The following is a 19,340-nucleotide window of genomic DNA, read 5'->3' as shown; positions in this document are numbered from 1 at the left end:
GCTGGGAGAAAAGACAATGGACAAGCATCACTTCAGCGCCCCGTTCAACTTCAACCGCTGGATCGACGAGCACGAGCACCTGCTCAAACCGCCGGTGAACAACCAGCAGATCTGGCAGGGCAGCGATTACATGGTCACCGTGGTCGGCGGGCCTAATCAGCGCACCGACTTCCACGACGATCCGGTGGAGGAGTTTTTCTACCAGTTCAAGGGCAATGCGCATTTGAACATCTGGGACCAAGGTCGCTACGAGCGTGTCGACCTCAAGGAAGGCGACATTTACCTGATGGCCCCACACGTTATCCATTCGCCGCAGCGCCCTGAGCCTGGCAGCCTGTGCCTGGTGGTGGAGCATCGCCGTCCGGAAGGGCAGTTCGATGCCCTGCAGTGGTCCTGTGCGCACTGCGGCACCTTGATTCGACGCTACGAGTTGAGGCTCAAGAGCATCGTTGCCGATCTTCCACCGGTATACGACCAGTTCTATGCCACTAGCGACGAAGAGCGTCGTTGCCCGGGTTGTGGCGAAATCCACCCAGGTCGCGACTGGCAGACCTGGCACAAGGCTCTGCGGGAGAAACACGGCTTATGAAAATCGATATCCATTCGCACTTTTTTCCCCGCATCACTCAGGACGAGGCCGCACGCTTCAATCCTCAGCGTGGCCCTTGGCTGCAAACCGAGGGGCGTCAGGGGCAGATCATGCTCGGTGATAGACCGTTCCGTCCGGTACATGATGTGCTCTGGGATCCGCAGCGCCGCATCGAGCATCTGGATGAGCAGGGGTTGGACGTGCAAGTGATGTGCGCGACGCCAGTGCTGTTCGGTTACGACCAACCCATCGAACAGGCGCTGCCGTGGGCCCAGATGATGAACGATCGTGCCCTGGAGATGACGGCCCTGTCACCCGGTCGCCTCAAGGTGCTGGCTCAGGTACCCCTGCAGGATATCGAGGCGGCCTGTCGCGAGGCCAGCCGGGCCAAGGCCTGTGGCCATGTCGGTGTGCAAATCGGCAACCATGTGGGCAACCACGATCTGGACGAAGCGGGCCTGGTTACCTTTCTGCAGCACTGTGCGGTGGAAAACATCCCGTTGCTGGTGCACCCGTGGGACATGATGGGCGGCGAGCGCATGAAAAAATGGATGTTGCCCTGGCTGGTCGCGATGCCGGCAGAGACCCAGCTGGGCATTCTGTCGCTGATTCTTTCTGGCGCTTTCGAACGCTTGCCGCCATCGCTGCGCATCTGTTTCGCCCATGGCGGCGGCGGCTTCGCCTTCCTCCTGGGACGAGTCGACAACGCCTGGCGCCGCAGGGACATTGTCCGCGAAGATTGCCCGCAGCTGCCGTCCAGCTATGTCAAACGCTTCTTCGTCGACTCGGCGGTCTTCGACCCTGGTGCGCTGCGTTTGCTGGTGGATGTCATGGGGGAGGATCGCGTCATGCTCGGTTCAGATTCTCCCTTCCCGCTGGGCGAACAGGCCATTGGCGCCGGTGTGCTGGAGCATCCCCGGTTGAGCGATCAGGAGAAGGCGCGCATCTGTGCGGATAACGCTCGGGGCTTCTTCGGCATCTGAGGCTGCCTCGCGCAAGCCGATAGCGGTCAGTGACAGCTGACCGCTATCGATTCAAGACGTTGGCCTTGAGCCGGATTCAGGTTGGGTTTGTTGTTTGCTGCTTCCCCGGGCCATGCTGGAAAAGACACCGTCTCTATGAACCCAGGCGTGCATCAACGCGGCACCAAGATGCCCCAGGATGATCGCGAAGAGCAGCCACGCCAGTGTTCCATGCGCCAGCCGAAGCCATGCGTAGAGCATCGGGTTTTCAGGCACGATCGCAGGCAGGCTCCAGTCGCCCACCAGGATGACGGGCCAGTTGCCTGCCGAACGCACCGCCCAGCCGAGCAAGGGCAACCCGACCATCAACAGGTAGAGCAAGGCGTGCGACAAATGTGCGGCTGCGGCTTGCCAGCGCGGAACACTCGCGGGCAGTGCCGGCACCGGCCGGTAAAGACGGTTGACCAGGCGCACCAGTGCCAGGCAGAGGATGGCGATCCCCAAAGGCTGATGCAGATCGATCAATACGGGACGAAGGGCCAGTGAGGACATCATGGCGACCCCGATGAACAGCATGGCCAGGATGGCGATAGCCATCACCCAGTGCAGGAGCCTGGCGGTCAAGTTGAAGTGACGGGGGCTGGCCGTACGGTCGGTTGGTAGGTCTTGCATCATTTGTCATCCTTTTCGCCAATGGCGTCGGTGGCCTTGCCGAGCGCGATTTCGCGCAGACGCGCATTGTAAGAGTGCGAGTAGATGCCCGCCCGCGCTGCCAGCACAGGATCGTTCGAAAGCTCGATGCCGGACGGCACCAGGGTGGGGTCGAAGTTGATATCGCGACAGCCACCTTCGGCCTGATCGCGAACACTCGTCACTTCCAGCGTACCGGCGACCACTTGCTGTCGCTCGGCGGGCCAGGGTTGCGACGGATCATCGACCGGATCCCCCGCCTGGGCCAATTGCAGTACCAAGTCCCAGTACACGGGCCCTCGCGCCACCCGCTGCTTGATATCGTCGAACAGAAAATCATGGCTGAGTCGCGCGCGGTCTTCGACGGCGAGGCCATGGAAGGGGGCATGGGGCCGCATGAACCAGCGCACCGGCTGGCGTTTGCCATCTGCCGCGCGCAGTATGAAGGCATTGATGACGTTGTACTGGGCCTGCGTAAAGCTGCTCGGCCAAGCAGCGGTCGCCTTGTACTCCACTGCCTTGCGAGCCTCCGGGTACGTTTTGAAGAACGCAGCGACACGTGCCGGATCAGGTTGCCCCGTTGCCGGGTCGGGCTCGAAAGCCTTCCTTTGCGCGAGGAATCCTGCGGCATCCCGTGTGGGGAAGTAGGGCGCATTGTTCAGCTTCATCCGCCATTGAGACTTGTCGTCGGCACTCAATAGCAAAGCCATGCTCACGGTGCCGGTAGAAGTGTCGGCGGCATGGGGATCAGCGGATCCGATGGAGAAGCGCCCAATGGCCGGGACTTGTTCCTGAGCGAATACCCGTGCCGTTGACAACGCCGCGGCCGCTTTGCTGCTGCGAAAGACCCCCGCGAAACAGATCCCCTTGCCATGCGCTCGGCGATAGCCCGGTTCGAAGTGGTCCAGCGAGTCGCCGAGGAATGACCGGGTCGTCGTTCGGCCGCCAAGCAGTCCTGCGGCCCAGACGAATGACAGCGCCAAGGCTGCGACGATGAACGCGATGGCGAGGACGGGCATCCAGTTTTTGTTGAAGGGGGGAAGTTGCAAGTCGTTCACCTGACCTTGACCGATTCTGGACGCACACTATAAGTTCGCTACGCTCACTCACGGAAGTACGCACCTTTTGGTTAGTATTATGACGCACGCGCCCTCGAACGCCGGCCAACCCCAGAACCCATTGGCGCCTGACGAACGCACTCTGACTGCCAAGCTCAGGCGCGGTGAACTGTTCACTGGCAAATGCAAGGCCAGGGAAGTGCTGTCTCACGTAACGAGTCTTTGGGGCATGCTCTGCCTCATGGCGTTACTTGACGGCACGCTGCGTTACAGTGAGCTGCGCCGCAAAGTGAACGGCGTCAGCGAAAAGATGTTGTCGCAGACCCTTCAGCGGCTTGAGGGCGATGGTCTCGTGCGCCGGACGTCATACCCCGTTATCCCGCCCCATGTCGAATACGATCTGACGCCTCTTGGCAAGGAAGCCGCCGTCCATGTCGCGGCGCTTGCCGACTGGCTGGAGTTGAATCTCCACAAAGTCCCCTGACCATCGAGCGTCCGGTACATCGTCCCGACAAGTCTTGGACGTGTCGTTATTTAGCTAGTTGGTAGCTGCAATACCCAGGTAACCCCCTTCGACTAAGAAAGAAGGCTCACCGATGGTCGATGCCGTGTACTGCGATCTGAGTTTTACCGCAGAGATAGTCTTTGGGAGGCGTGGTTTGGCGGCCATGGCTACGATCCACACCGGCACGATGCCTACTCGATAGGTCGCCCCCTTTCCGGTGTTCAGCGCTTTCACTACTAGGGTTTGTATGAAAAGCCTTGAGACGAAGGTCAGGCAAGGCGAAAACAGCCGAGGAACGGTCGGAGTCGCGCTCGACTTTACGGATTGTAAATGAGCATTCCGACCGGGCTGGCGCACCAGGCTGTTTTCAACGCAGCATCACCGAGTATCAAGGCTTTTCGTACAGAGCGTAAGGGGCGCTGTGCCATGGCGTGCCGGGCAATACACTGGTGCTTCACCCGGACGAAGTACACGACGGCATGGCCTGCACGGATATCGGCTTTCGCTACCGGATGCTCTACATCGACTCTTCGCTGATCCAGAACGTGCTCGGTGGCGAGCCGCTGCCATTCATTGCCGACGGGCTGTCCAGCGACCCGCGCCTCTACCGCGCCAACGAGGCCTTCGTGCAGGCACTGGACCCACCTGGAACAAGACTCTGTCCAGCGTCAGATCAACGATTTTCAGATACGCATCCTCTCCAGAACAGGGGGGCTGACCATCTATCGATGCGCTGCTCTTGCTCCGAGCGGCGGTAGCGAATCTTTGAGAAGCCCGATATGGCGCCAAGTAGGAGGCGATTGGCAAATGGCGTTACACCAAGGCACGGCGAGGGCAAGAGAATAATAAATAGCGCCAGCAGTTGAATGGCCGCTGTGGGTCGAAAGCAGTCACCCGCTACCGGCAGCTCCCCGTAAGGCGGTGGGGAATTTCAGGAATGAGGGTGAGTCGTTGATTGCACGATAAACAACGAAAACCATCAGGGTCAGCTAGAGTTTTGATGAGTACAACATCGCGAGATAACGATCATGCTAAAACAAGAAGCAGACGACGTGATTGAGCGTATTCGGGAAGATCTGAAAAGGCACGGTGTGCTGATCGGCTACGATCCCGAGTTTACTACTGCTGAATTCGGGTGCGACCTCGACCATCACGTTGCTCAGGTCAGAGAGGATCCGAACAACCGTGTGTTGCAGATTGCGATACATGACGAAGGGCTCTGGAATCAGCTCCAGCAGGGAAATGTGTATCGGTGTAGCGTCAGTGATTGTCGAGGAAAGCTCTTCGGCATTCCTATTACGATAGAACCGAGAGAGGATGAGTCCTACACCATTGAGTACAGGCTCTGAAGTTTCAGGAGGGTCGTCTGCCGTCCAGATTCCCGTCCGGCAGACGAGTCGGCAGATCACCCTCTGTCGGAAGCAAAAAGCCCACAGCGATTTTCGCAGTGGGCTTGCGTCCATAAAGGATGCCAAGCCTCGATCCCATCTGCCCTGATGTCCAGGAACTGCCTGTCGAGCTGCAGTATGGATGGCGCATCAGTTGTTGGCACAGCCATTCCCCACGATTCTGTACTCTATGATATGCCGCTCGCCATTGGAGTCGTCGTAAGTCAGCTGCATCGGCACAACTTCGCAGACATTGGGCACCGGCGTAACAGCCACAACGTGCGCGATATCCAGGTTCTGAGAGTAGCGATAGGGTTCAACCGTCATTGGTGCAGTTCGAGTACCTTGGTCATCGGCCATGGCAACAGAACCAAGGCAGCCTAGGAACAGAGCGAGTAAGAGTTTCATGGTGATCACCTGTACTGAGGGCGTAAGAAGGCCTGAGCATCCGAACGGCGCTCAGTCGTCATGAATGTGGGGGATGGCCCGGCGCGGTATGGCGCCGGGCTGAGCTACATCAGAAGGGCTTGGTAGGCAGGTACTTGCCGTCCAGCGTGATCACAGCTCGGTGACCACCGTCCGGGTCTTCGACCTTCTTGATGTCCAGCTTGAAGTTGATGGCACTGATGATGCCGTCGCCGAACTTCTCGTGGACCAGCGCTTTGAGGGTGGTTCCATACACCGACATCATTTCGTAGAAGCGGTAGATGGTAGGGTCGCTCGGCACCCCGTCGAAGAAGCTGCCGCGGATCGGCATCGATTGCAGCAGTGCGACTTGATCAGCGTCGAGGTCGAGCTTTTCGCCTACGACCTTCGCGGCGCTTTCAGGCAGCGGATGTTGGCCGAGCAAGGCCGCGGTGACGAAGGCCTCGGACAGGCCCGTACCGTCAACGATTTGCGCAAAGGACAGGTCCTTGCGAGCCTTGGCCTGAATGATGACTTCGGTCAGTTCCTGGCGAGCGGTGCGGGTGGCTTGGGTCTGGATCATGGTGAGTCTCCTGGGTAAGAAAAGGTGCAGGTACAGGTTTCAGGCGACGTGCCTGGCTGGCTGGGAAACGGCGTGGACTTCTGGGTGTTCCGCGAGAGACACGAAGGTGCCGGTGCTGCCATCAAAAGCGTCGATACGTCCGCTCTCGATGTCATAGATCCAACCGTGCAGGGTCACGCGGCCTTCTTCGAGCGCCAGGCGCACGGAGGGGTGGGTCTGGATGTTGGCCAACTGCGCGACCACGTTTTCGCGCACCATGGAAGCAACCTTGCTTGGCCCGTCCGCGTGCTGACGGGCCTCATTGACTACCTTGGCTGAGTCGGCATACCGCAACCAGCTGGCTACGGCGGGCATGTGATCCAGGCATTTGCAGGTGGCGATGGCGGTCATCGCGCCGCAGTCGGAGTGGCCGCAGATCACAATGTCTGCAACCTTGAGTCCGGCGACCGCGTATTCGACCGACGCCGAAACCCCACCCGGCTCTGGCCCATACGAGGGCACGATATTGCCGGCATTACGGATGACAAACAGATCGCCTGGCTCGCGTTGGGTGACCAGTTCAGGCACCAGTCGGCTATCAGAGCAGGAGATGAAGAGAGCCTTTGGCGCCTGCTGATTGGCAAGGTCCTTGAACAGTTTGACTCGCTCCGGAAAGGCATTTTTTTGAAACTTCAGAAATCCGTCGATGATCGCTTTCATGGTTGCTGTCTCGATGTCGCTGGGTGTGAGACGGAGATTAAGCAGCGCATGACATAAGGTAAAAGTCTCATCTATTATGAGTTGGATCAGATTATCTTATGGGTTTAGGCATGCTTGCTCGCCACATCCAGTACTTCCTGGCCGTTGCAGAACATCTCAGTTTCACGAAGGCCGCAGCAGCGCTGCATGTCTCTCAGCCGGCGCTTTCTCAGCAAGTAAGGCAGTTGGAAGAGAGCCTGGGAGCCCAGTTGTTCGACCGATCAGGCCGCACGACGCGTTTGACTGACGCGGGGGAGGTCTACCTTCTCTATGCGCGCCGTGCGTATCAGGAATTGCAGGAAGCCAAAAGGGCTATACATGATGTCAGCGACCTCAGCCGTGGCTCATTGCGTGTTGCCGTAACGCCGACGTTCACGACCTATCTGGTGGGGCCGCTGATCGAGGCATTTCACTCCAGATACCCCAAGATCACCGTCAACCTGAAAGAGATTTCCCAGGAGCGTATCGAGGAGTTGCTGTTGGCGGGAGAGCTGGACGTAGGGATCGCATTTGATGAAATACATGCGCCGGATATCGAAGCCACTCCCTTGCTGAACGAAACGCTTGCTTTGGTCATGAACCGCAGACACCGCCTGGCCGAGGAACGCTCCATTAGCTCGCAAGGCCTGAGTGCAGAGTCTTTGGTCTTGCTCAGCACAGAGTTTGCCACTCGCGAGCAAATCGACCGCTACTGCCGCAAATATGAGATTCGTCCCAAGGTGCAGATGGAGGCCAATGCCCTCGGCGCAGTGATCGAGATCGTTCGCCGGACGAATCTCTCGACCTTGTTGCCTGCCAGAATTGCGTTGGCCCATGACGACCTGGTGGCTATCACGCTGGAGCCGGAGCGCTTGCAGCGACGGGCCGTTCTGATGCGGCGCAAAGACGCTTTTCTGAGTGCGGCGGTGCGTGTCTTCATCGAGCTGGCTAAAGAAATATCCAGCGATCTTGATCAGTGAGGGTTTGCACAGGAATCAGATTTTCTTTCTTTCATGTAGTCCCTTTCCCAAGCATCCTCCACCCGCTTTTGCGCTATCGCAGTCACGGCTAGTCTCGCTGGGCCGCTGCCAAATCAGCTGTCAGGTCTGCAAGCCTGTGCGGTATTACGATGGCGCTCACCTCCTGGCGTCTTCGGCGTTTCGCCGTGGTCCGGTTCAATGGTGGCTGCGTGCGGGTGACCTTTGGGTCAACCGGGTTTTTGCCTCGTAATGCCCCGGTCTTGCAGGCCTGCACGTAGCCGCCACCCTTCAGCTCAAGTGAAGAGTGGACAACCAGTCGGTCACCTTCCTCCCCAAATCCCCCGCCACGATCATGCTGCTCAGCGTGATGCACGAGCTCGACGCCGTGCGCTCGCTGTTGGAGTGCGCGTTGGCGCAGGTGCAGCTCAAGAGCCGAGCGCGGCCGCTGTCCCTGCATTAGTCCGTACTCATTTCCCAAAGGCTTGCAGGGCCTCTGTGGGAGCGGGCTTGCCCCGCGATCACGGGCAACGCCCGTGCCATATACCGCATCGCCTGCTTCGCGGGTAAACCCGCTCCCACAGGTACCCCGCTGTACTCAAAATCAGCGGAGTACCTGTGGGGGCGGGTTTACCCGCGAAGAGGCCAGCACTGGTTCATCACAGCCAATTGCCCCACACCTTCACCGTTGCCCTCGCACACCCACCCCATTCACAGCACCTCGAAGGACTTCCCCATGGACAAGGACTCACCAGACCACCTCGGCAAGCTCGGCTGGACCGTCGGCACCACCACCTGCCTGGAAAGCGAAGTCAAAGGCAAACACCTGTTCCGCGTAGAGCCCGGCAACTGCGCCGACCACGTGCTGCAACAGGCTTCTGAACTACTGGCTAGCGCACGGCGGGCGTCGTTCATCGGGGTGATGGACGACGAACCGGTGCTGGTTTGGGCGGCGCATTACCTCAGCGAGATGGCCAAGGCGTTGATGGATGATGCGCACAGGGGGATGCATAAAAGCGATTGAGGTGGAGGTTGGGCGGTTCAGAGTTGTCCGTCCGGATTTACGGCTACGCCTTTGGATGACCGATTTCGACCCAAAGCGGACATTTGTAGTCGAGGCGGCTTTGCAGTCCCTCACGTGAGCGCCTGGTGCAGATTTGAAGGTTGGTAATGGAAGTGTGGGGGACGGTTTGCCTACGATGGAACGCGCACTGACAGCAAGCCCTTTATCCCTGCCTGCATTCGGTCAATTCCGCTTATTCGGGACTGACCGTCTCTGGCCTCATCAGTCACTATCATTCGGTGCCATCACCATGTGCCATGCTGGAGAATACAGTGTCACGGATCACCCATGCATGTACCAACGCGGCGCCTAGATGTCCCATAATCACTGCGAAGAGCATCCATGCCCCGACGCCATGGGCCAGCCGCAACCAGGCATACAGCGTCGCGTTTTCGGAGACGATGGCAGGCAGTGACCATCCGTCAGCGAGGGTCACGGGCCAGTTGCCCGCTGAGCGCGTTGCCCAACCAAGCACTGGCAAAGCGATCATCAGGAAGTAGAGCAGCCAGTGGGAGACATGGGCAGCCGTGGCCTGCCATTGAGGAATGCTTTTTGGCAGCGGCGGTACCGGTCGAACCAGGCGGTTGCACAGGCGCACCACGGCCAAGCACAGGATGGCAAAACCCAGAGGCAGATGTAGGTCGATCAGCCAGGGACGATGGGATAACGAAGTCATCATGCCTACGCCAATGAAGAGCATGGCGAAGATCGCCAACGCCATGCCCCAGTGCAATAGTCGGGCTAGGAGGTTGAAATGATTGGGCACGGAAGTATTGATGGATTTGTTTTGCATCAGTGGCTATCCCCGTGGCCAACGGCCTCAGTAGCTTTCCCCAATCCTATTTCGCGAAGGCGAGCGTTATAGGAGTGTGCATAGATGCCCGCACGCGCCGCCAGTACAGGGTCGTTCGACAGTTCGATGCCTGGTGGAACAAGCGTTGGGTCGAAATTGATGTCACGACACCCTCCAGCAGCCTGGTCATGAACACCCGTCACCGCCAAGGTGCCCGCAATCACCTGCTTTCTTTCCTCCGGCCAGGGCTGTGAAGGATCATCGATCGGGTCGCCGGCCTCTGCAAGCTGCAGGGTTAGGTCCCAATAAAGGGGGGCTATCGCGAGCCGTTGCTTGATGTCGTCAAATAGGAAGTCACGGCTGGCTTTGGCTCGGTCTCCGGCCGAGAGGCTGCCCAGCGTTGTCCGTGGCCTCATGGACCACCGAACGGGCTGGCGCTTACCATCTGCTGCAAGCAATACAAATGCATTGATCACGTTGTACTGGGCACCGGCGAAGCTGCTCGGCGAAGATGCCGTAGCTTTGTATTCAACCGCCTTGCGCGCTTCGGGGTATTCCTTGAAGAAAGCAGCGACGCGTACCGGGTCCGGTTGCCCGGTGGCTGGGTCTGGTTCGAAAGCGCTTCGCTGCGCGAGGAACCCTTCTGCATTGCGGGTAGGAAAATAGGGCGCATTGTTCAACTTCATGCGCCACTGGGATTTGTCGTCGGCGGTTAGCAACAAAGCCATGCTCACGGTTGTGGTCGAGGTGTCGGCTGCATGAGGATCGCCCGCGCCGATGGAGAAGCGCCCGATAACCGGGAACTCCTGCTGCGAAAAAAACCGTGCTTTCGACAGTGAAGCCGCTGCGCCGCTACTGCGAAACACACCCGTGAAACAGATTCCCTTGCCATGTGCGCGGCGATAGCCGGGTTCGAAGTGCTGCAACGAGTCGCCAAGGAATGTGCGAGTAGTCGTTCGGTGCCCCAGCAGGCCGGCAGCCCAGGCAAATGACAACGCCAAACCTGCGATGATGGCCGCTATGGCTGCCAGCGGCAGATAGAACGTCTTGAATTTTCCAGATTGCATTTGTTTCCCCAGGCCTTGCCGACGCACGCCGAACAGGTGAAGAGTGAAGCCAACGTGTACTGTATCAGCCTCCCGCTACAGTGCTGCTTTCGGTATAGGCGCGTTTGCTTGCAGGTGTTTTACGCAACGCTGCGCGATCACGGATACGTTGCTCGCGAGGATAGGTTTCAGGCGTAAGCAGGGTGGTAACAACCGTGACCAGCGCCATGCTGCCGAGGTAGAGGGCGATCGGTTCTGGTGCACGGTAATGGGCGAGCAACGCCGTGGCGATGATTGGCGCAAGTCCGCCACCGAGCACTGAAGCGATTTCCCTGCCGATGCCCAGGCCTGAAAAGCGCAGCCGAGCAGGTAGCAATTCACTGATGTACGCTGGCTGAGCGCCCTCCAGAAGGCCCAGCACCAAGCCATTGGCCAATACCAGCCCAGTGACGATCACCCAGGGTATGCCCGATTCGAACATCAGGAAAAACGGATAGGCAAACAGCAACATGGCCACAGCGCCTGCCAGGTACACAGGCTTTCGTCCCAGCCTGTCGCAGGCATAACCTGCCAGCAGCGCGCAGGGGATCATCAGCACCATCGAGAAGGTCAGCGCCCCCAGCACGAAGGTATTCGATAACCCGAGAAATTTGCCGTAGGCGATCGAAAAGGTGAAATAGATCCACGCCGCGCATCCTTCACCCAGGCGCAGCCCGAATATCATGAGGATTTCCCGGGGATGACAGCGCAGCACTTCCATGACCGGGGCATGGGCGGATTTCCCCGAGGTACTGATCTCTGCAAATTCCTGGCTCTCGTCCATGTGTCTGCGCAGATAGAGCCCGACGCCGATGAGCACAAGGCTGAACAGGAAGGGAACACGCCAGCCCCAGGTCACGAAGGCGTCGCCCGAGACAGTCTCGGCGAGCATGAAGGCGCCGGTGGACATCACGAAGCCCACCACGGCGCCGCAGGGCGCCCAGGCGGAAAAACGCCCTCTCTGGCTTTGATGGGTATTCTCGCTGATCACCAGAATGCTGCCGCTCCATTCCCCACCCGCCGCGAGCCCCTGCACCAGACGTAACGCCACCAGCAGAATCGGGGCAGCAATGCCGATGCTCTGGTAGGTGGGCAATAGCCCCATCAGGAACGTGGCAGCGCCCATGGCGCTGAGGGTCAATGTAAGCACCATCTTGCGACCGTAACGGTCACCCAGATGGCCGCAGATTATGCCGCCGACTGGTCGGGCGATAAAACCCAGCGCTAGCCCGCCATAGGCGGCGATAGTGCCTGTGAGTGGATCTTCGTCAATGGGAAAGAAAAGTTCGCCAAATACCAGAGCTGCTGCTGTTCCGTAAAGAAAGAAGTCATACCATTCCAGAATCTGGCCAATAACGGATATGAAAACAGCACGGGCCACGCGCGGCGAACCAGAATTGGGCGAGATGCCACTTATTGGTGCAGTCATTTTGTTCTTCATCTTATAAACGACTCGTTTAGTTGCTTGCGCACACAGGGTTGTCGGGATTGCGTTTTTCACACAGTAGGTTTGCCTAGTCTGCAGGGTCAAATGATCAAGAATTATTTGCGCAATGCACGAGATGAATAAGCCTTCTGATTTGCTGGACAGCGGAGTGTTTGGTAATGCGTTGGAAAAAACTTTCCCACGGCAGCGCGGTAGCGCCGCATAATGCTGGGGCGGACTGCGCAGCTAACAAAGCAAAACGCTATCGCGGGCGAACTTTCAATTCGAGAATTTACATGATGAAACACATCAATCTGGCCACGATCGATTTGAACCTGCTGAAAACGTTCATGGCGATCTGGGAGCACCGGAGCCTGACGATCGCGGCCGATCGCCTGCACCTCAGCCAGCCAGCGGTCAGCCATGCCCTGCGGCGGCTGCGTGATGTTTTCGATGACCCGCTGTTCGTCCGTACCGCGACTTCAATGGAGCCGACTGATGCGGCCATACGCCTGTCCGGGCCCATAGAGCAGGCCCTGGTCATCATCCAGGGCGCCTTGATGAGTTCGTCGCGCTTCGACCCTGCTACCGCCACACGCACGTTTCGCATCTCGATGTCCGATATGGCGCAGTTGTATGTCCTGCCGCGGATCATGGAGGTGCTTGCGCGCCAGGCGCCAGGCATCAGCCTGGAGATTCAGCCGCTGCCGATCGACCAACTGGCGGTGGCCTTGCGCAAGAGTGATATCGACCTTGCGCTGGGTTACCTGGTCGAACCCAACGAAGACTGCCTGTATGAGAGTTTGCTGGAAGACGAGTTCATCTGCCTGCTGCGCCACGACCACCCATTGCAGGTGAGCGAGTTGACGCTCCAGCACATGCAGACGCTGCGCTATGTGCATGTTTCGAGCAACATCACCGGCCACGGTCAGACTGCAGACGCTGCGTTTCGCAAAGTCGGCCTGCAGCGCGACATCGCCCTGAAAGTCCCCAACTTCACGATTGCACCCAAGATCGTTGCCAGTACCGAGCTGGCCTTGATATTGCCACGCGCCATTGCGCTGCAGATCAACAAGGCCGGCGCGTATCGGCTGCTGCGCCTGCCTGTTGAATTGCCAAGGATTTCGGTCGGCCTCTATTGCCACAGGCGTTTTTCATCGGACTCTGGCATCGCCTGGTTGCGCACGTTGCTGATGGAGTTGTTCGCGGCCACGCCTTCTCCATGAATCCGACAGGCCGCGTTGCGAATGCCCGGCAGCGCCCAGTGCCCGTTCAGCACTCGAAGGTTCGCATGGGGTAATGAGGGCTTTCGCCTTCGAGGCGGGGCAGGCTGAGAAAATCCTGACGCAAGGTTTCTCGTTGCGGCGAAGCGAGTGCAGCGCGCAACGCCTGTGCCGAATCGAACACCACCTTGTTGCGCTGCAGCGCCTTGCTACGTGCCACCGGCAGCTGGCTGCAATAGTCGAGACGCGTGTACACCTCGACGTTGCGTACACCTGGCAGTCTAGCCAGCAAGGGTGGATGCTGGCGCAGGTAGCGCTCGACCCAATGCGCCTCATCTGCAACCTGCCCCGTGTAATGCACCAGATACGTGACCTGTTCTTCCCTTCCGGGCAGGGCCAGCTTGGGCACGTCATCGCCGAAGCGTCGGACCAGCATCACTTGCTGTTCCCACTCATACCCGGCCATGCTGGAAGCCTGCACGAACGTGCCCAGTTTCCCCTGGGGATGCAAAGCCGCTTCAAGGTGGTCAATTGTGCCGCAATAGAGCTGCAGCACGCAGTTTGGTGTGGCTTCGCTGGCAATGAACGGGTCGGCGTCCGGCAGCTCCAGTGGCTGATGGCATAGCACCTGGGCAACGCCCGGTATTGCCGCGAAGTGCTGCTGAATTTCCGTCACCCTCAGGCGAAAGCCGGGCATCCGGTGGCGAGCCGTCATGAACAGGCAGTAGGTCATGGCGCGCCTCGGTCAGGAAATCGATGGGTTTTGAACGGCGCCGGAGCGGTCCAGGCGGTGAAAGTTGCGTCCGAAGTAGGTCAGGCTTTCACCCTCCGCGCCGAGGTGGATATGCGCGACTTCGACGAACAACACGGAGTGTGAGCCGACTTCCTTGATGTCCACCACCTGGCCTTCAAGACTTGCAAGTGCGTCACGCAGCACCGGCAACCCGGTCATGCCCTGGTTCCACGCGTCATCGGCGAAGCGTGCTTCAGGCGGTACATCGGTCATGCCTGCAAAGTGCCTCGCCATCCCTTCGAGATGTCCTGGCAGAATGTTCACGCACAGGGCGCGGTTGGCAACTACGGCGGCGTGAATCGAGCTGTTGCGGTTGATGCAGACCAAGACCGTGGGCGGCATGTCGGTTACGGAGCACACGGCGCTTGCCGTCAGGCCCAGGCGGCCGTGGGGACCGTCCGTAGTAATGACATTGACCGCAGCGGACAGCAGGGAAAGTGCCTGGCGGAAATCATCTTTGTTTGTTGTGATCGTCATGATGTTCTAAATCCGTTTGCCATAAGTGAACGGTTTAATGCTGGGCGTAGTTACCAGGTGGGTCAAATTCATCTTTCGCATTGGTGCTATTCGTGCACGGAATGCGCTTGCGCACTTAATGGGAAAGGCGCAATTCATCTGGGTCATGGTGTGTATGCAGGTTTTGAATTTGATCAACGCTCAGTCTGTCCCCATGCTGATGTCGGTTCCAAGTTCACCCGGAGAATAAGATGAATACGCAAGTCCATTGTATTGAACAAACGGTGTTTCACTGTGCACCCAGTTTGAATAATAAAGCCACGCTGGAAGCTGTCATTGCCGAAGTAGCCAGCCGCCGGCGTGAGTTCAATGAACGGTCGCATGTTCCCAAGGACATGATCGACAAGATGAAAGCAGCCGGTATCTTCCGCGCCAGCACACCAAAATGCTTTGGCGGTGATGCACTTGCCCCAGCCGAATTCCTCAGGATCATCGAGCGTATTTCCGAGGCGGACGGGTCTGCAGGCTGGGTGGCGGCATTTGGTTCCGCCAACATCTACCTGGCGTCGCTGCCACCAGAAACCCAGGCGCTGATCTATGCCAGCGGGCCAGACCAGGTCTATGCGGGCGGCCTCTACCCGTTGCAGCCCGCGCGTGCGATCGAGGGTGGCTGGGAGATCAACGGGCATTGGCGTTTTGCCAGCGGTTGCAAGGGCGCGGACTGGATTGGCGTAGGCATTGGCGGTACGCCGGCAAATGGTGGCGGAGCGGGTGCTGGCAAGCCGCTGACCGCAGTGTTTCCCGCTGGTGAAGTGGAAATCGTCGAGAACTGGAATGTGGTTGGCATGCAAGGCACCGGGAGCCATGACCTCAGGTTGCAGGGCAAGACGGTCGAGCATGCCTGGACGTTCACTCGCGGTAGCGCGGCGACCATCGACGAGCCGCTCTACCGCTACCCTTCGGTGTCCTACCAGGCGCAGGTCCACGCGGCGGTCAATCTCGGGCTGGCGCGCGCCGCCCTGGACCTGGTCAGTGCCATGTCGGGTAGCACCAAGACCGTGACCGGAGCCCCGCGCCTGGGCGATCGCGCCTATTACCGGATCGAGTTGGGCAAGGCCGAAGCCATGCTGCGCAGCGCCCGCGCATTTTTCTATGAGGCGCCCGAGGCTGTCTGGCATAGCATCCTTGCGGGCGAGCCGGTGAGCGAGCAACAAGCCAACCTGCTTCGCCTGAGTGCAACCCATGCTGCCCACACCTGTGCCGAGGTGGTCACCATGGCGTATCGCCTGGCCGGGACTGCTGCGATTTTCGACGACAACCGCCTGCAATGGATCATGCGTGACGCCATGGTGGTCACCCAGCACGCGTTCCTCGGTGAAGCCACTTATGACAGTGCCGGTGCGCTGTTCGCCGGTATCGCGCCAACCACGCCCTACCCATGATGTGCAGAACCTGAGGCTTGGCCAGCAAACCTGATGTAGGATGCTGGCAAGGCCCCGGCCCTCGCCTGCGCGAGTGAGCGTCACGGACTTCTCAAGCCAGTGGCCTCGAGCGGGCCGCGACCGAACAGGCGCCGCATGCCAAACCGTACCCATCGCCACAACGAACTGCAGGATAACCGCCTGCGTTACCTGCACCTGAGCCACGCAAGGGGCTCGATGCGCGCTGCTGCCGAAGAGCTCGGGATCGCGACTTCTTCGGTAAGCAGGCAGATCGCCAAGCTCGAGGAAGAACTGGGGATCGAGCTGGTCAGGCAGGGCAGTCATCGCATCAGCCTCACGGCTGCCGGCGAAGCTGCCATTGCCTACTTCGAAGAGCGCAATGTGCGTTATGCCTTGTTCATGGCCCAACTTGACGAATTGCGTGGCGAAGCGCAAACGACCACGGTCATCGCGGTCGGAGAGGGGCTGCTTGGCGCCAGGGGCATCAACTCGTTACAGGAGCTGACGCGCACTCATCTGCATCACAAGACCGAGATAATCACCGCGCCCTCGAGCGAGGTGCAGCGCATGGTGCTGGCCGACGAGGCGCATCTGGGCGTGGTCTTCTCGCCCAGCCAGCCGGCACGACTGTGCCGGTTGTTCAGCCTGGCCCAGCCACTGCGGATGATTGTCCAGCGCGACAGTGAAATGGCCCGGCGCAGCGTCGTCAGCCTCGAAGAGGTTGCCGGCCAGCCGTTGGTACTGCCAGGGCCGAAGTTCCGGGTCAGGGAGTTGCTGGATGCTGCCTGCCGTGAACTGGGCATCGAGGTGGTGCCGTCCATGACCTCCAACTCCCTCGCCGTCATCCTCGACTTCGTGCGCTCGGGGCTCGGTGCGACATTGCTGGCCGAGCTGCCCGTGATCGATGAACTTCGCAGCGGCGCGTTCAAGGCGGTGACGATCGATTGCGCGCAGATGCAGGCCACCGAGATACAGGTCGTCACGCGCCGAGGCCGTACGTTGGATGAGCTGACCAGGGAGCTGGCCATGGCGATCGCCAAAACAATGAAAAAGGCGCTCTGACGCACGCACAGCGCCCACTCCGATAATTTGTTGCGAAAAACGCAACGACCTCAACCGCTTCGGTCATTGAGACGCTGACGCTCCCCCCTTAGCTTGTGAGCCATAACGCTTTCCCACGGAAAGCACACAAGAAAGAGGACTCATGCCATGACCGTGCACAGCAAAGCATCCGCGCAAACGCGCATCGCCGACACCCTCAGGGTGTTTCCCATCCAGGCCAACGTTGCCCTCGCCATCAAGGCGTGACGGCACCAACGGGCTGAACGAGTAACCCCGATTCCAGTACTTGCCTCGCCATGCATAAGGCATGACATGCGGCTGTCCGCATGAAGCCGTATGCCACCGCCACGATAGGGTGATTCCGTGACCAATCTGATACCGACTGTCAACCTGACCGTCGACCCGGCCGAGCTGGTGCAGCCCGACCGGGTCCACACCTCCCTGTATACCGACCCGGCACTGTTCGATGCCGAGCTGGCAAGGATCTTCCACAGCACCTGGATCTGGGTCGCGCACGAGAGCGAAGTCCCGGAGGCCGGTAGCTACAAGACCACCTACATCGGCAAGCAGCCGGTGATCGTGGTGCGCGACCGCAAAAAGGGCATCAACGTACTGCTCAACCGCTGTCGCCACCGCGGTGCCACGGTGTGCGAGCACAAGAAAGGCAAGACCAACAGTTTCGTCTGCCCGTACCACGGCTGGGGCTACGCCCTCGACGGCTCGCTGCGTGGCATCCCGCACCCGGAAAGCTACGGCGACTGCATCGACAAGGCCGAGCTGCCGCTGGTCAGCTTGCGCACCGAAAGCTATGCGGGCATGGTCTTCGCCACCTTCAAGGACGATATCGAGCCGCTGGAAGACTTTCTTGGCGCAGCCAAGAAGTGGATTGACCTGTTCATGAAGCAAGGCGCCGGCTACGGCATCAAAGTACCCGGTGAGCACCGCTTCCGCTTCCCCGGCAACTGGAAGATCCAGCTGGAAAATACCACCGACGCCTACCACTTCCCGCTGGTACACAAGAGCTTCCTGTCCTCGGTGGATGAGCAGACCCTGGAGCTGTTCGACTTCGTCAAGGGGCCCGGCTATGTCGAGGACCTGGGCAACGGCCACAGTGTGATGGTGATGATTCCGGACCTGGTCGATCTTGAAGCCGATCTCGACAAGCCGATCCCCGAGCGCTTCGAAAGCCTCGCCGCCGAGTTGCGCGACGAAGGTATCGAGGAACAGCAGGTACGTCGTATCGTCCGCGCCGTCGGCGGCTCCGGCTTCAACCTCAACCTGTTCCCCAATATTGCCTGCTCGATGGCGTTCTTCCGCGTGCTGCAGCCGATCTCGGTCACGGAAACGGAAATCCATCATTCGGTGATCACCATGGACGGTGGCCCGGCTGCGGCCAACCGCTACCGCCTGCGTCTGCACGAGCATTTCCAGGGCCCGATGGGCTTTGGCACGCCAGACGATTCCGAGGCCTGGGAGCGCGTGCAGAAAGGCGCCAGTGCCGGCGAGAACCTGTGGATCATGCTCAACCGCGGCCTGCCGGGCGAGAAACCCAGCGAAGATGGCCTGGTGTCCGACGTGAGTGCCGAAACCGGCATGCGTGCAGCGTACCAGCAGTGGAAGAAGATGATGGCGGCGGAGACCAAATGATGAACCTGAATCTGCTCAACGAAGTCACGGCTTTCATCTGGCAGGAAGGTGACATGCTCGACCACGGTGAATATGACACCTGGCTGAAATTGTGGACCGAGAAAGGCACCTACATCATTCCGATCAACTCGCAAGAGACGGACTACGAAAACACCCTCAATTACGCCTACGACGACCACCACATGCGCGGCCTGCGCGTGCAGCGGCTGACCGGTGGTGAGTCGATCTCGACCAGCCCGCAACCGCGCACCGTACGCACGATCTCTCGCTTGCGCGTCCTCGCTGATGACGGTGTCAACGTCACCGTGCGCGCCGCGCAGAACATCCGCGAGTTCCGCAAGGAAAGCCTCAAGCACTACAGCGCCGACCTGACCTACACCCTGGTACGTGCCGAGGGCGGCTTCAGGATCCACCGCAAGGTGATCAAGCTGATCAACAGTGACGACACCCTTGCCGGTATCGGCTACATCCTGTGA

Annotated in this window: 22 protein-coding genes and 2 pseudogenes; 14 read left to right on the top strand and 10 right to left on the bottom strand. The window is 59.4% G+C overall.

Features of this window, described 5'->3' with window-relative positions; all coding sequences use genetic code 11:
- Positions 1-16: 16 nt before the first annotated feature.
- Entirely contained in the window at positions 17-589 is a 573-nt protein-coding gene (locus tag ACNFHO_RS24195; protein WP_416767601.1) for a 3-hydroxyanthranilate 3,4-dioxygenase, read from the top strand.
- Positions 586-1,572, top strand: coding sequence for an amidohydrolase family protein (locus ACNFHO_RS24190; protein ID WP_416767599.1), 987 nt, complete (start codon positions 586-588; stop codon positions 1,570-1,572). Before ACNFHO_RS24195 ends, ACNFHO_RS24190 begins: the two co-directional genes overlap by 4 nt.
- A gap of 51 nt (positions 1,573-1,623) precedes the next feature.
- On the opposite strand, the gene ACNFHO_RS24185 is transcribed toward ACNFHO_RS24190, so the two are convergent.
- Both ACNFHO_RS24185 and ACNFHO_RS24180 read right to left on the bottom strand, forming a co-directional pair.
- Positions 1,624-2,226 carry a cytochrome b gene (locus ACNFHO_RS24185; RefSeq protein WP_416767597.1) on the bottom strand — a complete coding sequence of 201 codons (603 nt, stop codon included), beginning with the start codon at positions 2,224-2,226 and terminating at the stop codon, positions 1,624-1,626.
- Positions 2,223-3,299, bottom strand: a complete 1,077-nt coding sequence (locus ACNFHO_RS24180; RefSeq protein WP_416767595.1) for a catalase family peroxidase — start codon at positions 3,297-3,299, stop codon at positions 2,223-2,225. The genes ACNFHO_RS24185 and ACNFHO_RS24180 overlap by 4 nt, the downstream gene beginning before the upstream one ends.
- A gap of 79 nt (positions 3,300-3,378) precedes the next feature.
- Between ACNFHO_RS24180 and ACNFHO_RS24175 the strand changes: the two genes are divergently transcribed.
- The 4 genes and pseudogenes from ACNFHO_RS24175 to ACNFHO_RS24160 all read left to right on the top strand — a co-directional run bounded on the left by ACNFHO_RS24175 (position 3,379) and on the right by ACNFHO_RS24160 (position 5,153).
- Positions 3,379-3,783: a winged helix-turn-helix transcriptional regulator gene (locus ACNFHO_RS24175; RefSeq protein ID WP_416767594.1), complete on the top strand. Its 405-nt coding sequence runs from the start codon at positions 3,379-3,381 to the stop codon at positions 3,781-3,783.
- A gap of 165 nt (positions 3,784-3,948) precedes the next feature.
- A pseudogene (locus ACNFHO_RS24170) lies at positions 3,949-4,045 on the top strand (AraC family ligand binding domain-containing protein); the annotation flags it as partial.
- A gap of 172 nt (positions 4,046-4,217) precedes the next feature.
- A pseudogene (locus ACNFHO_RS24165) lies at positions 4,218-4,445 on the top strand (AraC family ligand binding domain-containing protein); the annotation flags it as partial.
- A gap of 387 nt (positions 4,446-4,832) precedes the next feature.
- Positions 4,833-5,153: a hypothetical protein gene (locus ACNFHO_RS24160; protein ID WP_054895303.1), complete on the top strand. Its 321-nt coding sequence runs from the start codon at positions 4,833-4,835 to the stop codon at positions 5,151-5,153.
- Positions 5,154-5,342: 189 nt separating this feature from the next.
- Here the strand turns inward: ACNFHO_RS24160 and ACNFHO_RS24155 are convergent, their stop codons facing one another.
- The 3 genes from ACNFHO_RS24155 to ACNFHO_RS24145 form a co-directional block, all read right to left on the bottom strand.
- The gene (locus ACNFHO_RS24155) at positions 5,343-5,600 is read right to left on the bottom strand and encodes a DUF2790 domain-containing protein (protein WP_416767592.1); all 258 of its coding nucleotides are present in this window, start codon (positions 5,598-5,600) and stop codon (positions 5,343-5,345) included.
- A 109-nt stretch (positions 5,601-5,709) separates the two neighbouring features.
- On the bottom strand, positions 5,710-6,180 hold the full coding sequence (gene cynS, locus ACNFHO_RS24150) for a cyanase (RefSeq protein ID WP_054895305.1): 471 nt from the start codon (positions 6,178-6,180) through the stop codon (positions 5,710-5,712).
- Between the two features lie 39 nt (positions 6,181-6,219).
- Entirely contained in the window at positions 6,220-6,879 is a 660-nt protein-coding gene (locus ACNFHO_RS24145) for a carbonic anhydrase (protein ID WP_063545505.1), read from the bottom strand.
- 110 nt (positions 6,880-6,989) lie between these two features.
- Here ACNFHO_RS24145 and cynR point away from each other — a divergent pair, with 110 nt between their 5' ends.
- From cynR to ACNFHO_RS24130, 3 genes are all read left to right on the top strand, one after another.
- Positions 6,990-7,877, top strand: coding sequence for a transcriptional regulator CynR (gene cynR / locus ACNFHO_RS24140; protein WP_416767590.1), 888 nt, complete (start codon positions 6,990-6,992; stop codon positions 7,875-7,877).
- 304 nt (positions 7,878-8,181) lie between these two features.
- Entirely contained in the window at positions 8,182-8,337 is a 156-nt protein-coding gene (locus ACNFHO_RS24135) for a hypothetical protein (RefSeq protein ID WP_416767588.1), read from the top strand.
- A gap of 273 nt (positions 8,338-8,610) precedes the next feature.
- Entirely contained in the window at positions 8,611-8,898 is a 288-nt protein-coding gene (locus ACNFHO_RS24130; RefSeq protein WP_416767586.1) for a DUF3077 domain-containing protein, read from the top strand.
- A 271-nt stretch (positions 8,899-9,169) separates the two neighbouring features.
- On the opposite strand, the gene ACNFHO_RS24125 is transcribed toward ACNFHO_RS24130, so the two are convergent.
- The 3 genes from ACNFHO_RS24125 to ACNFHO_RS24115 form a co-directional block, all read right to left on the bottom strand.
- Entirely contained in the window at positions 9,170-9,730 is a 561-nt protein-coding gene (locus ACNFHO_RS24125) for a cytochrome b (RefSeq protein ID WP_416767585.1), read from the bottom strand.
- Positions 9,730-10,797, bottom strand: coding sequence for a catalase family peroxidase (locus ACNFHO_RS24120; RefSeq protein ID WP_416767584.1), 1,068 nt, complete (start codon positions 10,795-10,797; stop codon positions 9,730-9,732). Before ACNFHO_RS24120 ends, ACNFHO_RS24125 begins: the two co-directional genes overlap by 1 nt.
- 64 nt (positions 10,798-10,861) lie before the next feature.
- Positions 10,862-12,256 carry an MFS transporter gene (locus tag ACNFHO_RS24115; RefSeq protein ID WP_416767583.1) on the bottom strand — a complete coding sequence of 465 codons (1,395 nt, stop codon included), beginning with the start codon at positions 12,254-12,256 and terminating at the stop codon, positions 10,862-10,864.
- A gap of 164 nt (positions 12,257-12,420) precedes the next feature.
- On the opposite strand from ACNFHO_RS24115, the gene ACNFHO_RS24110 reads away from it, so the two are divergent.
- Positions 12,421-13,467 (top strand): LysR family transcriptional regulator, encoded by a 1,047-nt coding sequence (locus ACNFHO_RS24110; RefSeq protein ID WP_416767582.1) that lies wholly within the window; start codon positions 12,421-12,423, stop codon positions 13,465-13,467.
- Between the two features lie 46 nt (positions 13,468-13,513).
- Here the strand turns inward: ACNFHO_RS24110 and ACNFHO_RS24105 are convergent, their stop codons facing one another.
- The gene (locus tag ACNFHO_RS24105) at positions 13,514-14,197 is read right to left on the bottom strand and encodes a hypothetical protein (protein WP_416767581.1); all 684 of its coding nucleotides are present in this window, start codon (positions 14,195-14,197) and stop codon (positions 13,514-13,516) included.
- Positions 14,198-14,209: 12 nt separating this feature from the next.
- Entirely contained in the window at positions 14,210-14,737 is a 528-nt protein-coding gene (locus ACNFHO_RS24100) for a flavin reductase (protein WP_416767660.1), read from the bottom strand.
- Positions 14,738-14,964: 227 nt separating this feature from the next.
- Between ACNFHO_RS24100 and ACNFHO_RS24095 the strand changes: the two genes are divergently transcribed.
- The 4 genes from ACNFHO_RS24095 (at position 14,965) to ACNFHO_RS24080 (ending at position 19,340) form a co-directional block, all read left to right on the top strand.
- A complete protein-coding gene (locus ACNFHO_RS24095; RefSeq protein ID WP_416767580.1) occupies positions 14,965-16,155 on the top strand; it encodes an acyl-CoA dehydrogenase family protein in 1,191 nt (396 codons plus the stop codon).
- Positions 16,156-16,290: 135 nt separating this feature from the next.
- Positions 16,291-17,217: a LysR family transcriptional regulator gene (locus tag ACNFHO_RS24090; protein ID WP_416767578.1), complete on the top strand. Its 927-nt coding sequence runs from the start codon at positions 16,291-16,293 to the stop codon at positions 17,215-17,217.
- 363 nt (positions 17,218-17,580) lie between these two features.
- Positions 17,581-18,864, top strand: coding sequence for an aromatic ring-hydroxylating oxygenase subunit alpha (locus ACNFHO_RS24085; protein ID WP_416767576.1), 1,284 nt, complete (start codon positions 17,581-17,583; stop codon positions 18,862-18,864).
- Positions 18,864-19,340: an aromatic-ring-hydroxylating dioxygenase subunit beta gene (locus ACNFHO_RS24080; RefSeq protein ID WP_416767659.1), complete on the top strand. Its 477-nt coding sequence runs from the start codon at positions 18,864-18,866 to the stop codon at positions 19,338-19,340. Before ACNFHO_RS24085 ends, ACNFHO_RS24080 begins: the two co-directional genes overlap by 1 nt.

Origin of the sequence: Pseudomonas sp. NY15374, assembly GCF_048068255.1 — a bacterium.
GTDB lineage: Bacteria > Pseudomonadota > Gammaproteobacteria > Pseudomonadales > Pseudomonadaceae > Aquipseudomonas > Aquipseudomonas machongensis.
The sequence above is the reverse complement of the archived record's forward strand: the minus strand, read 5'-3'. Positions and strand labels throughout refer to the sequence as shown.